At 50.4% G+C, this 14,471-nt stretch carries 10 protein-coding genes; 5 read left to right on the forward strand and 5 right to left on the reverse strand.

Annotated elements, in window-relative coordinates; genetic code table 11:
* Positions 1-6 precede the first annotated feature (6 nt).
* The gene (recG, locus tag ACMHKJ_RS15550; RefSeq protein ID WP_413495281.1) at positions 7-2,088 is read left to right on the forward strand and encodes an ATP-dependent DNA helicase RecG; all 2,082 of its coding nucleotides are present in this window, start codon (positions 7-9) and stop codon (positions 2,086-2,088) included.
* Between the two features lie 125 nt (positions 2,089-2,213).
* On the opposite strand, the gene gltS is transcribed toward recG, so the two are convergent.
* Entirely contained in the window at positions 2,214-3,446 is a 1,233-nt protein-coding gene (gene gltS, locus ACMHKJ_RS15555) for a sodium/glutamate symporter (RefSeq protein WP_413495283.1), read from the reverse strand.
* A gap of 240 nt (positions 3,447-3,686) precedes the next feature.
* On the opposite strand from gltS, the gene ACMHKJ_RS15560 reads away from it, so the two are divergent.
* Positions 3,687-5,072: a uracil-xanthine permease family protein gene (locus ACMHKJ_RS15560; RefSeq protein WP_413495285.1), complete on the forward strand. Its 1,386-nt coding sequence runs from the start codon at positions 3,687-3,689 to the stop codon at positions 5,070-5,072.
* Positions 5,073-5,203: 131 nt separating this feature from the next.
* On the forward strand, positions 5,204-6,967 hold the full coding sequence (locus ACMHKJ_RS15565; protein ID WP_413495287.1) for an AsmA family protein: 1,764 nt from the start codon (positions 5,204-5,206) through the stop codon (positions 6,965-6,967).
* Between the two features lie 90 nt (positions 6,968-7,057).
* Here the strand turns inward: ACMHKJ_RS15565 and fabY are convergent, their stop codons facing one another.
* The 4 genes from fabY to typA form a co-directional block, all read right to left on the reverse strand.
* Positions 7,058-7,975: a fatty acid biosynthesis protein FabY gene (gene fabY, locus ACMHKJ_RS15570; protein ID WP_413495372.1), complete on the reverse strand. Its 918-nt coding sequence runs from the start codon at positions 7,973-7,975 to the stop codon at positions 7,058-7,060.
* Between the two features lie 50 nt (positions 7,976-8,025).
* On the reverse strand, positions 8,026-8,463 hold the full coding sequence (gene dtd / locus ACMHKJ_RS15575; protein WP_413495289.1) for a D-aminoacyl-tRNA deacylase: 438 nt from the start codon (positions 8,461-8,463) through the stop codon (positions 8,026-8,028).
* A gap of 32 nt (positions 8,464-8,495) precedes the next feature.
* Positions 8,496-9,113 carry a glucose-1-phosphatase gene (gene yihX, locus ACMHKJ_RS15580; protein WP_413495291.1) on the reverse strand — a complete coding sequence of 206 codons (618 nt, stop codon included), beginning with the start codon at positions 9,111-9,113 and terminating at the stop codon, positions 8,496-8,498.
* Positions 9,114-9,401: 288 nt separating this feature from the next.
* Positions 9,402-11,222: a translational GTPase TypA gene (gene typA, locus ACMHKJ_RS15585; protein ID WP_413495293.1), complete on the reverse strand. Its 1,821-nt coding sequence runs from the start codon at positions 11,220-11,222 to the stop codon at positions 9,402-9,404.
* 615 nt (positions 11,223-11,837) lie between these two features.
* Here typA and glnA point away from each other — a divergent pair.
* Together glnA and glnL are read left to right on the forward strand one after the other, a co-directional pair.
* Positions 11,838-13,247, forward strand: coding sequence for a glutamate--ammonia ligase (glnA, locus tag ACMHKJ_RS15590; protein WP_413495295.1), 1,410 nt, complete (start codon positions 11,838-11,840; stop codon positions 13,245-13,247).
* A 154-nt stretch (positions 13,248-13,401) separates the two neighbouring features.
* A complete protein-coding gene (gene glnL / locus ACMHKJ_RS15595) occupies positions 13,402-14,451 on the forward strand; it encodes a nitrogen regulation protein NR(II) (protein ID WP_413495297.1) in 1,050 nt (349 codons plus the stop codon).
* Positions 14,452-14,471 lie beyond the last annotated feature (20 nt).

Raw genomic sequence — 14,471 nt, forward strand, 5'->3', positions numbered from 1 at the left:
CAGAAAATGAAAGGGCAACTGCTTGATACTATCCCGCTCACGACGTTACATGGCGTCGGGGCGAGCCAGGCGGGTAAACTTGCCGGTATCGGTCTGCATACTCTTCAGGATCTGCTGTTCCATCTCCCGCTGCGTTACGAAGATCAAACCCGTCTCTATTCAATAACCGACCTTCTGCCCGGACTTTACGCTACTGTCTGCGGCGAAGTGCTGCGCACCGATGTTGTTTTCGGACGCAAGCGGATGATGACCTGCCAGATAAGTGACGGCACCGGGGTATTAACACTGCGTTTTTTCAATTTTTCAGCCGCAATGAAAAATACGCTGTCTGCAGGCGTTCAGATAACGGCTTACGGTGAGGTAAAGCGCGGAAAAAACGGACCGGAAATTTTTCATCCCGAATATAAAATCCGCCGGGACGATCACGACGTTGCGTTGCAGGAAACCCTTACCCCGATTTATCCGACAACAGAAGGTGTCCGCCAGACCACACTGCGCAAGCTGCTTGATCAGGCGCTGGAATTACTCGATACCTGCGCTATCCGCGAATTATTACCCCCGGAACTGGTACGCCCGCTGATGAGCCTGCCGGAAGCGCTGAAAACACTGCACCGCCCACCAGCCGATACACAACTTGCAGAGCTGGAAAGTGGTCAGCACCCGGCACTGAAACGTATTGTGCTGGAAGAACTGCTGGCGCATCACCTAAGTATGCTGGCAATACGCGCAGGAGCACAACGCTGTCATGCCGAGCCACTGGCACCACAGGAAAAGCTGAAAAATCAGTTTCTGGCACAACTCCCCTTTACCCCGACCCGTGCCCAACAGCGCGTAGTAGCAGAAATTGAGCTGGATCTGGAAAAAAACGTACCGATGATGCGTCTGATCCAGGGCGATGTCGGCTCCGGGAAAACAGTTGTCGCCGCACTGGCTGCCATCCGTGCAATTGCTCATGGCAATCAGGCGGCACTGATGGCACCGACTGAGCTGCTAGCCGAACAACATGCCAATACTTTCCGCCAGTGGCTGGAGCCGCTGGGGATCAATGTAGGCTGGGTTGCCGGTAAACAAAAAGGTAAAGCCCGCCAGACACAGGAAGAAGCGATTGCCTCCGGCGACGTCGCGATGGTTATCGGAACACATGCTATTTTTCAGGAACATATCCGCTTTCATTCACTGGCACTGGTCATTATTGATGAGCAGCACCGCTTCGGGGTGCATCAGCGTCTGGCACTGCGGGAAAAAGGTGAACAGCAGGGCTTCCACCCTCATCAGCTGATTATGACTGCCACGCCTATCCCCCGCACTCTGGCGATGACCGCGTATGCGGATCTCGATACGTCTGTTATCGATGAATTGCCGCCCGGCAGAACACCGGTTACCACTGTCGCTATCCCGGACAGTCGCCGGGGCGATATCATTGAGCGGGTTCGCGGTGCCTGCATGGATGAACACCGCCAGGCATACTGGGTCTGCACACTTATTGATGAATCAGAAATGCTGGAAGCTCAGGCCGCACAGGTTACCTTTGATGATTTATCCGCCGCACTGCCCGGTCTGCGGATTGGTCTGGTTCACGGACGTCTTAAATCAGCGGAAAAACAGGCAGTAATGGCGCAATTCAAAGCCGGTGAATTAGATTTGCTGATCGCAACCACGGTTATTGAAGTGGGGGTTGATGTTCCGAATGCCAGTCTGATGATTATCGAAAACCCGGAACGGCTGGGGCTGGCACAGCTTCATCAGTTACGCGGACGCGTCGGACGGGGAGCAACAGCATCCCACTGTGTACTGCTGTATAAAACACCGCTGACACAAACAGCAAAACTGCGTCTTCAGGTATTACGGGACAGTAATGACGGGTTTGTTATCGCACAGAAAGACCTCGAAATCCGCGGACCGGGGGAATTACTCGGTACACGCCAGACAGGGAATGCAGAGTTTAAAGTCGCAGACTTACTGCGTGATCAGGCCATGTTACCGGAAGTGCAGCGTATCGCCCGTCATCTGCACCAGAATTACCCGGAGCAGGCAAAAGCCCTGACCGAACGCTGGTTGCCGGAACGCAGTCAGTATACAAACGTATAATATACCCAACGTCATTCAGGATGCAGGCAGGCGGCAGCCAACGAACCTGCAGTTTGAATGAATAAGAGTATAATGAAAAAAGCCACCCGAACGGATGGCTTACCTGCTTTAATAATGACGTTCTGTTATCCGCCCACAGTCGGGAAGATAGGTAATGCCAGGAAGAACGGAATAACAAGTGCGTTGATCAAATCAAGGAAGAACGCCCCCACCATCGGCACCACCAGGAAAGCGACATGAGAAGGTCCGAAACGATCGGTTACCGCCTGCATATTAGCAATCGCTGTTGGTGTTGCCCCCATACCAAAACCACAGTGACCCGCTGCTAATACCGCGGCATCATAGTTTTTACCCATCACGCGGTAAGTAACGAAAATGGCATACATCGCCATCACAACAGTCTGTACCGCCAGAATAACCAGCATCGGTATGGCCAGCGAAGCAACTTCCCAGAGCTTCAGGCTCATCAGTGCCATTGCCAGGAAGAGTGACAAACTGACGTTACCGAGAACGGATACTGCCCGCTCGAATACGCGGTAAAAACCCATTAATGACAGGCTGTTACTCAATATAACGCCGATAAATAACACACACACGAATGTCGGGATCTGAACTTTCCATCCTCTGCTGAAGAAGAAATCAGATAACACGCCAAACAGATACGAACCCGCCAGCAGACAAATCGCGATCAGTGCAATGGTTTCCAGCAATACCATCGAGGTGATCATGCGCCCGGCCTGCGGTTTTTCAAACGCGCTCGGTGCTTCATCATCCTGCTGATTTACATCATTCATTGCTGTTTTCTTGATAAGAAAACGGGCAACCGGACCACCAATCAGACCACCGAGTACCAGACCGAATGTTGCACAGGCAATAGCTACTTCTGTCGCCGAACTGAAACCGTAGCTGTCTGTGAAGATTTTACCCCACGCAGCACCCGTACCGTGTCCGCCGGATAATGTAATCGATCCTGCCAGTAAACCAATCAGCGGATCAAGACCCATCATTTTTGCCAGCGAAATACCGACCGTGTTCTGCACAAGAAGCAGACCCACAACAGCTAATACGAAGATAAATAACGTTTTACCGCCTGCCCGCAGGCTGGCAAGATTTGCGTTTAACCCGATAGTGGCGAAAAATGCCAGCATCAGCGGGTCTTTCAGCGAGTCATCAAATTTAACTTCCAGATCCATCCCCGATTTGAACCCAAGTAATACAATTGCGACCAGAAGACCACCGGCCACAGGTTCAGGAATAGTATATTTTTCGAGGAATGGTACTGATTTTACGAGTTTACGTCCTAATAAGAGGACGAGTGTGGCCGCTACAAGCGTGCCGTAAACGTCGAGTTGATACATTCACGTACCCCTTTTATTGTAGGTATTTATTACATCAATAGTCGCGCTAAAAACATCCTTATTACGCAAGAAAAAAGCAGGTACCCGGATTAGAGGGAAAAAAGGTGATAAAGACAAGTTAAAATAAATAAAAGTGTGATTATATTCCACTATAAAAAATAACATTACCGGCACGCAATCGATTGCTTTTGTGGCGCAGATCATTAAAATACGCTCATTGCTTATCCCGGATACCAAAATATGAACAGCACTGCACCCGATAAAAACACCATAATTCCCCCGGTAAATACCAATAGTGAGCTAATCTATCACCTGGAAGATCGCCCGCCGCTGCCACAGACGCTGTTTGCTGCCAGCCAGCACTTACTGGCAATGTTCGTTGCCGTGATAACACCGGGACTGCTTATCGCACAGGCGCTCGGTCTTTCAGCACATGATACCCAGCGCATTATCAGTATGTCACTGTTTGCCTCCGGACTGGCGTCATTACTGCAAATCCGGACCTGGGGACCGGTCGGCTCAGGATTACTGTCTATACAGGGAACCAGCTTCAATTTTGTCGCCCCGCTGATTATGGGGGGGATGGCACTGAAAAATAATGGTGTGGATACCGAAGGAATGATGGCGGCGCTGTTCGGCACACTGATGCTGGCGGCAATGACGGAGGTTATTCTCTCCCGCTTTCTGCACCTTGCCCGCCGGATTATCACGCCGCTGGTTTCCGGTGTGGTCGTGATGATTATCGGACTGTCACTGATTCAGGTGGGCCTTACATCTATCGGCGGCGGCTATGCCGCTATGTCTGACAATACCTTTGGCTCTGCCGATAACCTGATCCTCGCGGGGATTGTCCTTGCGGTTATTGTGCTGCTGAACCGCCAGAAAAATCAGTATTTACGGGTTGCCTCGCTGGTGATCGCCATGGCGGCCGGATATCTTGCCGCCTGGTGGATGGGCATGCTGCCGGATAATCATACCCAACTTCCGGAAGAGCTGCTGGTTATCCCGGCACCACTTTATTATGGTTTATCAATAGACTGGAATCTGCTGGTGCCGCTGATCCTGATTTTTATGGTGACGTCACTGGAAACTATCGGCGATATCACTGCGACTTCAGATGTCTCTGAACAGCCGGTTTCCGGTCCGCTTTATATGAAGCGCCTGAAAGGCGGCGTACTGGCAAATGGTCTGAACTCTGCTCTTTCTGCGGTATTCAATACCTTTCCGAACTCCTGTTTCGGACAGAATAACGGTGTTATCCAACTGACCGGGGTTGCCAGCCGCTATGTCGGCTATGTGATTGCGCTGATGCTGATTGTGCTGGGGTTATTCCCGGCAGTCGCGGGATTTGTTCAGCACATCCCGGAGCCGGTGCTCGGCGGTGCGACCATTGTTATGTTCGGAACCATTGCCGCTTCCGGCGTGCGTATTGTCTCCCGAGAGACACTTAACCGCCGCGCGATTATGATTATCGCACTCTCATTGGCGGTAGGAATGGGCGTTTCCCAGCAGCCACTGATACTGCAATTTGCGCCGGACTGGCTGAAGACACTACTCTCTTCCGGTATCGCCGCCGGCGGTCTGACCGCAATCGTACTGAACCTGGTTTTTCCGCCGGAAAAATAATCACTCGTTTGACTGCGTGACCGGGAACGGTCACGCACGCCACATCACACAGAAAAACAGCAATAATCCTTGTCACCGCAAAGAGCCTCACGCTAGTATGCCCAACGAGCTGCACTACGGAGAGAGCAAATATGAAATGGTTGGGACGAACTGTTTTCCGTCTGATAATACTGGCAATTGTACTCATTATTGCCGCAGGTATCCTGATACAGACATCCTGGGGCACGCGCCAGCTTGCCGCGCTGATCAGTGACAATACCCGCTATAAGGTGTCGCTGTCTGCGATCGACCACTCCCTGTCTTCTCCTTCACTCCTGTCACTGCGCGATATCAGTATCAATACCGTTTCCGGTGACATGGCACTGGACGCTGCGAATATTGAGCTGACACTGGATTGGCGCAGTTTCACCGAGCCGGGCTGGTTTTCCCGGATCATTATTCAAAAAGGGGAGATTGAGATCTCCACTGCCGCTGACAGCCGGACATTGCCGGTCAGCGCCGGGCTGTTACAGCTTAATCAGGTAAATGTGCGCCGCACTGATGGTAATCAGAATATTACCGCCGAAGGTGTCACCGGCGGGATCACGCCGTGGCAGCCACAAGACAGCGCCATTACCGGCGACGGTAAATATCAGTTTTCTGCCAAAGGTCTGGATTATTACGGTCTGCCGCTGAAAAATATACTGGCACAGGGAAATATCAGCGGCGCACAGTTCACCTTCGATAATCTTACCGCCACGCTGGAAAACGGGCTGATCACCGCAACGGGACAACGCACCGCCGAAGGCCGCTGGCTGCTTGATAACCTGCTGCTGAATGATATCCGCTGGCAGACGCCGTTATCCCTGGCGCAGCTGACAGAAAACAGCGGGCATCTGCCGGATATTCAGATAAAAAATATTACCGCGACAAATATTAAACTCGAAGGGGATCAGTGGGCTGTCAATTATCTGGAAGGCACACTGAAAAATCTGGCTTACGGGCAAGGCGCCTGGCAGACCGATAACGGATTAGCAGACTTTGGGATAGCCGACCTGACGTTTGGCGGACAGCACTTTTCCGATATTCTGGGAACACTGGAATTTACCGGTGACCACATTGCGGTAAAACGGCTGAGCGGGCGCTACGATAAAAGTATTCTGCGCTTCACCGGTGACTGGAACCGAACATCACGGACACTGGATATCAGCAGCGGCGTTGTGGATAACCTGCTTTTCAGTTTACCTGAACAATGGTTTACGCTGTTACAGGAAAGCGCCCCACAGGGGATAGACACTATCCGCGTGCAGGATCTGAAAGTCTCCAATGCGTTACTGATTGATACCCACCCGGCGTTTCCGTTCCAGATGACCAACGTCAACAGTTATATTAAAACCATGCAGATCCTGAAATCAGGACAGTGGGGATTATGGAATGGTGAGCTTTCTGCCAGCGCGGGCAGTGCTACTTTTGCCCGCGTAGAATTACACCGTCCGTACCTGACACTCACGGCAGGCGAAACCGGCGCTGAAACCACACAATTTTCCGCGTCTGCCGGTGACGGTCTGCTGAAAATGCAGTTTCAGATAACCCCATCAGGTACTGCACCGTTCATATTCAACTTGCAGGCAACCAGTGCCGACAGTCAGATCCTGTCACAATGGGGATGGGCATCCGCACCACTGAACGGCAATGCAAATTACACACTGCGTCTGAGCGGACAGCTTCGCACTGATGATGTCCGCAATACACTGAGCGGCTCGCTTTCCGGGCAAGACAAGCAGGGAAATCAGATAAACCGGGCAATTACGCAGGGACAAATAAGTAACTCACCTGCACCGGCAGAAAATACCCCGTCAGCACCGCCGGTTCAGAGGGTTATCCCGGATGCACCTGAGAACAGTGATATTCTGTAATACTGATTAGTTATATAAGAACAGCGCCTTATGGCGCTGTTCTTGAGCTTACAAATAAAGCTACAGCATCGTAAGATACTGTTTACGCAGCTATTCCGCGCTATGTTTCTGTCCGGGTAACACCATATAAGTACCGGTAAAGACAGCACCGACCTCATTTCCCTGACCGACAGTCACGTCCAGTTTGATCCGTGCCTTGCTTCCGCGTGCCAGGCGGTCAAGATCGCCGCTGAGCTTATCACGGGATGCAATGGCTTGCGGGCGGCCTGTCACAGCCTTACGGTAGCGGATATTGGCATCAACTAGCACGATGTCCCCGTTCAGTTCGTTTTCCTGAAGCAGCAGCCAGATGAGCCCCCAGCCGGTAAGTGTCGCCATCGAAAACTGGCTGCCGGCAAAAATAGTCTGATGCAGGTTTTGGTTCGGTCCCTCAGGCATGGTTGTCATAAATTCCTGCCCGGTATACTGCGCGATACGGATCCCCATTTTTTCGCTCAGCGGAATAGTTTCATACCATGCTTTTTGTAATTCAGCGCACCAGTCAGGGCGATGCAAAATTGTATCAAGGGTTTCAACGGATTTAATCATAAAAAAATGTCGAACAGGCGTCGTTTGCGGGCCTGTAATCGTTCCCCGGTTTTCAAAGCCTAATTTTTCAAAAAATGCGACCGCTTCCTCACGCGCACTGCATACAATCCGTTTGAGTCCTTCCTGACGAGCCACCGATTCCAGCGCACGCGCAATCAGTGTACCCAGCCCACGTCCCTGTAAATGCGGATCGACAGCCAGAAAGCGGATCGCACCTTCATTTTCTGCATTTATATACAAACGTCCGGCAGCAACAGGTTGCCCTGTTTCATCAACCACCATCTGATGGTGTGCGAGTGTATCATACCCGTCTTTCTCCGATCCCTGCGGCTGGTTCAGCGGTTTACGCAGCATCTCCCAGCGGAAAGAAAAATAGCTCTCCAGCTCCTGATCGGTTTTTGGTACACGTAAATGATACATCACACTTTCTCCTGTCAGTGGTGACCGGCGGCCGGTCTGAGACTGTTGTATCATACCTGAAGCCAGAAAGTGACCGGGCCATCGTTCGTCAGGCTGACCTGCATGTCCGCCGCAAACTGTCCGGTTTCTGTCACCATACCTGTCGCGCGGCATTGCGCCACAAAGTACTCATATAAAACATTCGCTTTTTCCGGCTCAGCGCCGCCTGAAAACCCCGGTCGCATGCCCTTTTGTGTATCTGCCGCCAGTGTAAACTGCGAAACCACCAACAGCTGACCACCCGCCTGCGCCACATTCAGATTCATTTTCCCGTCAGCATCGCTGAAAATCCGGTATCCGGTCACTTTGTCACACAAGCGCTTCGCTTTCTGCTCATCATCATCCCGCTCCACACCCAGCAGGACTAACAGCCCCGGTCCTATTTCACCGGCGATGTCACCGGCTATGCGGACATCTGCGCGGGTTACACGCTGTATTAATGCAATCATGTCCCGTCCGTTCAAAAATAATGACTATTTTATTATTCAGATACTTCAACAGAGAAATCATGATCTGCAAAATACCGGCTCACGGCGTCGCGGTCATTCACGTACACACCTTTGATGCCCAGTTCAACCGCGGCATCCACGTTTTCACGGATGTCATCAAAGAAAACCGCATCCTGAGCCTCAAATTCTTCGCTTTCGAGAACATACTGATAAATATCCGGATCAGGTTTGCGTAACCCTAAATCCTGCGATAAATAAAGGAAATCCGCGGACGCGGCTATTTCCGGATAGTGCTGCGGCCAGTAATCCTGATGCAGCCGGTTGGTATTAGAGAGCACAACCACACGGTGTCCCTGCTCACGTAACTTATTCATGATATCAATAACATCAGGACGGACAGACATAAAAATAGCCTGCCAGCCTTCGGCAAATTCATCAAAACTCAGCGACATGCCCAGTTCATCATTAATTGCTTCGGCAAATTCAACATCCGAAATTCTGCCGCGTTCATGCTGCTTAAATGTCTCACCAGAAATAAAATTACTATTCAGTTCAGATAACGGCTTACCGCTTAAATTACTCCAGACTGATAAAACACGTTGGAAATCAATATCAATAATGACATTGCCCATATCAAAGATATACAGCATACCATCCTCCGGGTTGATGAATTATTTTTACTCTACCCGCAGATCTGCCCGCTGAACAGAGTGAAAATGACATTCAGACAGAAAAAAGATCAATGTCTGCGATCTCCGCCCACATTTCTGACCCGTTACCGGTCTGTGACAGTATTGTGATCAGGGCAAAAAAATGAAACATAGCAAGAAAGGCGGCGGCAGGAAATGCATTTATGTGCAAAATTTTTGGCGGGATAGTCCTGAAAAAGCTCAGGGCGCCCGAAAGGCGCCCTGAGTGGCATTGAATAAAAACGACGATTAATCTTTACTGCGGTGTGCGCGCTTGCGGTCGTTTTCAGTCAGGTAACGCTTACGAAGACGGATAGACTTCGGTGTTACTTCCACTAATTCGTCATCATCAATGAACTCTAACGCCTGTTCCAGCGTTTTTTCAAGGAATGGTGACAGTGTTGTTGCTTCATCTGTACCGGAAGCACGCATGTTAGTCAGTTTTTTACCGGTTAAGCAGTTCACGGTCAGGTCGTTAGAACGTGAGTGAATACCGATGAGCTGACCTTCATATACTTCAGTACCGTGACCGATAAATAATTTACCGCGATCCTGGAGGCTGTACAGTGCGTATGCAACTGCTTTACCCTGACCGTTAGAGATCATTACGCCATTCTGACGACGACCAATTTCACCCTGCTTCACATCACCGTAGTGACTGAATGTTGCGTACAGTAAACCTGTACCGGATGTCATTGTCATAAATTCAGTACGGAAGCCAATCAGACCACGGCTCGGAATACTGTAATCTAAACGTACGCGGCCTTTACCATCCGGCATCATGTTGCTTAGTTCGCCTTTACGCTCACCGAGTGCACGCATGACATCGCCCTGATGCTGTTCTTCGATATCCAGAGTAACCTGCTCGAACGGCTCTTGTTTACGGCCATCGATATCACGGAAGATAACGCGCGGACGGGATACCGCCAGCTCAAAACCTTCACGGCGCATGTTTTCAATCAGAACAGATAAGTGCAGCTCACCACGGCCTGATACACGGAATGCATCCGGGTCTTCAGTCTCTTCGACACGCAGTGCCACGTTGTGAACCAGCTCTTTCTTCAGACGGTCTAAGATCTGGCGGGACGTTACAAACTTACCTTCTTTACCGCAGAATGGTGAGGTGTTAACGCAGAAATACATGCTTACGGTCGGTTCATCAACAGCCAGTGGTGTTAATGCTTCAACACAGCTTGTTTCACAGATGGTATCAGAGATACCCAGTTCGCCCAGACCGGTCAGCGCGATGATATCACCCGCTTCTGCCTCAGCTGATTCAATACGCTCCAGACCCAGGTGGCTCAGAACTTTACCGACTTTACCGTTACGGGTTTTGCCTTCTGAATCAATCACTGTGATTTGCTGGTTAGGCTTCACTCTACCGCGTTTGATACGACCAATCCCGATTACACCCAGGTAGTTGTTGTAATCAAGCTGGGAGATTTGCATCTGGAACGGACCGTCGAGATCCACTTTTGGTGGTTCAACGTATTTAACAATGGCTTTGTACAGCGGAGTCATGTCTTCCGCCATTTCATTGTAATCTTCTCCCGCGATACCCATCAGCGCAGATGCGTAGATGATCGGGAAGTCGAGCTGCTCGTCAGTAGCACCAAGGTTAACAAACAGATCAAAGACCTGGTCGATAACCCAGTCAGGACGTGCGCCCGGACGGTCAATTTTGTTAATAACAACGATAGGGCTCAGGCCGTTTGCAAACGCTTTCTGCGTTACAAAGCGGGTCTGCGGCATCGGACCATCGATTGCATCAACCAGCAACAGTACGCTGTCAACCATGGACATAACACGTTCTACTTCACCACCAAAATCGGCGTGTCCCGGGGTGTCAACGATGTTGATGTGATAGTCTTCCCACGTAATCGCGGTATTTTTTGCCAAAATAGTAATGCCGCGCTCTCTTTCCAGATCGCCGGAGTCCATTACGCGCTCTTCCGGTTTTGCACGATCGTCAAAAGTACCGGACTGCTGTAATAATTTATCGACCAGCGTGGTTTTGCCATGGTCAACGTGAGCGATGATGGCAATATTTCTTAATTTCTCGATAGACAAAGACTTGTACCGTTTTCGTTAATGGATGGGAATTACGTCACAGATAGCATTCTTTTCAGCAACGCCCATCTATGGAGTAGATGATTGATGGTATTTTACACGTTATCTCAGGCAAGTGAAAGAAGTGTGATAGATCTCACTTAAAAAATAAATCTTTATAAAACAAAAAGATAAAATTCATCCTGCCATTTTTTACAAATAAGCTGCGCATACCACGCTCTGCGACGAATTCAGAGGCACTTATCATAAACCTATTCAGGAAAAAAGAGATACTTTTTTTGTGACAGTCAGTCAGGAATCTGACCGGGATCAGCATAAAAGCGTGTCATATCAGAAAAATGTTACTTTCACATTAGCTATTCTGCTTATTTGCACCATTATGATGCGGACCAGCCAGGATAACGATCACTCCGATTGCACCAAAGCAGTGCAATTCGGTCTGTTTCCGCTATCCTTATGTGAGTAACATACTGGTGTAAGGCGCTTTACGGCGTTACAAAAAAGTTGGCACGTTTTTCGCTTTATGTTTATCAGGTAATTTGAGAACCGCAATCAGCGTCCCCCCGGGTGACCACCAGAAGATTGCCGGGTCATCCCAAACCAGGAGAATTGACTATGTCCGTTGAACATGTACTGACCATGATGGAAGAGCACGGCGTTAAATTCGTGGACTTACGTTTTACCGATACCAAAGGCAAGGAACAGCATATGAGCATTCCTTACCATCAGGTAAATGAAGATTTCTTCGAAGACGGAAAAATGTTCGATGGTTCCTCTATGGCTGGCTGGAAAGGCATTAATGAATCTGACATGGTGCTGATGCCAATTGCGGAATCTGCCCTGATCGACCCGTTCTTTGAAGTACCGACACTGGTTCTGCGCTGCGATGTGTTAGAGCCGAATACTATGCAGGGTTATGATCGCGACCCACGCTCTATTTCAAAACGTGCCGAAGATTATCTGCGTACCAGCGGAATTGCCGATACCGTCCTGTTCGGACCGGAACCGGAGTTTTTCCTGTTCGATGACATCCGTTTCGGCGCAGATATTTCCGGTGCTTACTACCATATTAATGATATTGAAGCTGCCTGGAACACCGGCACCGAATATGCAGAAGGCAATAAAGGCCATCGTCCGCGTGTGAAAGGCGGTTATTTCCCGCTGCCGCCGGTTGATTCTTCCCAGGATCTGCGTTCTGAAATGTGCCTGGTTATGGAAGAAATGGGTCTGGTTGTAGAAGCGCATCATCATGAAGTCGGTACTGCCGGTCAGAATGAAATTGCGACCCGTTTCAATACCATGACGCTGAAAGCTGACGAAACGCAGATGTACAAGTATGTCGTCCAGAACGTGGCTCACCGCTACGGCAAAACCGCTACTTTTATGCCAAAACCTCTGGTCGGTGATAACGGCTCCGGTATGCACTGTCACATGTCTCTGGCTAAAGATGGCGTCAACCTGTTCTCCGGTGACAAATATGCCGGTCTGTCAGAAATGGCGCTGTATTACATCGGCGGTATCATTAAACACGCCCGTGCGCTGAATGCCTTTACCAACCCGACAACCAACTCGTACAAGCGTCTGGTTCCGGGCTATGAAGCCCCGGTCATGCTGGCATATTCTGCCCGTAACCGCTCAGCGTCTATCCGTATTCCGATTGTACCAAGCGCAAAAGCGCGCCGTATTGAAGTCCGCTTCCCTGATCCTGCCGCAAACCCGTATCTGGCCTTTGCTGCACAGCTGATGGCGGGTCTGGACGGGATCATCAATAAAATCCATCCGGGCGATGCGATGGATAAAAATCTGTATGACCTGCCACCGGAAGAAGCGAAAGAAATTCCGACAGTTGCCCCTTCTCTGGGTGATGCACTTGATGCCCTGGCCGCTGATCACGAATTTTTAACCCGTGGCGGTGTATTTACTGAAGATGCAATCCACACCTATATCGACCTGCTGCGTGCCGATGTTCAGCGCCTGAACATGACCCCGCATCCGGTTGAATTTGATATGTATTACAGCGTGTGATCCTGTCTGTGCCTCCCGTTGAGGCACACAGACTGACACGCTCCGGTTTATTTTGTTGCCGTGAAGCACTTGACCCGCCGTTGGGCGGGTCCTTTTCTCTTACGGAGTAAATACGCTACAATGCACCGAATTGGTGCAGCCGGGGGTAGTTACAATGGACAGGGATAGTAAACCGCAGGCAGAACAACTTCTTAACTCACTGATCAATTGTGTACTGTTACTGGATACGGATTTAATCATCCGCTATGCCAACCAGGCCGCAATGCAGCTGTTTGCCCAGAGCACCCGCAAGCTCTCCGGCACCCCACTCCCCATCTTATTCAGTTATCTTTCGCTCGACAGCGCCACATTGCAGGCGACACTGGCGGAAGGACTCAGTTTTACCGATAACGATGTCACCCTGGTGGTCAATAACCAGATGCACGCCCTTTCTCTGAGCGCCCAGCCGGTTTCCGGTGATTTTATTCTGCTGGAGCTTACGCCGCTCGACAGCCACCGCCGTATCAGTCAGGAACAATTGCAACAGGCGCAGCAGACAGCAGCAAGAGACCTGGTTCGCGGGCTGGCACATGAAATTAAAAATCCGCTCGGTGGACTGCGCGGAGCGGCACAGCTTCTGTCCCGCGCACTGCCGGACCCGGCGCTACAGGAATATACACAAGTAATTATCGAGCAGGCAGACCGCCTGCGGGCACTGGTTGATCGCCTGCTGGGACCACAGCATCCGGGACAAAAAAGTCTGCAAAGTATTCACCATGTGGCAGAACGGGTATTTCAGCTGATCAATCTGGAAAAACCGGAAAACATCACGCTGATTAAGGATTATGACCCCAGTTTACCGGAGTTATCACATTATCCCGACCAGATAGAGCAGGTTGTGCTCAATATCATGCGCAATGCACTGGAAGCCCTGAAAACACCGGGCGGAACCATCACATTGCGTACCCGTACTGCATTTCAGGTGATGCTGCACGGTGAACGCTACCGGCTGGCGGCACGCATTGATATTGAAGACAACGGACCGGGCATTCCGGCACACATCAGAGATACCCTGTTTTACCCGATGGTCAGCGGGCGTGAAGGCGGTTCCGGTCTGGGGTTATCCATTGCCCGGAATCTGACCGATCAACACCACGGCAAGATAGAATTCACCAGTTGGCCGGGTCACACCTTATTTTCACTTTATTTGCCAATCCGTCAGTAACCGTATTTAAGGGGAGATTC

It is taken from the genome of Morganella psychrotolerans, from assembly GCF_965118875.1.
In the GTDB taxonomy this organism is placed as follows: Bacteria; Pseudomonadota; Gammaproteobacteria; order Enterobacterales; family Enterobacteriaceae; genus Morganella; species Morganella psychrotolerans_C.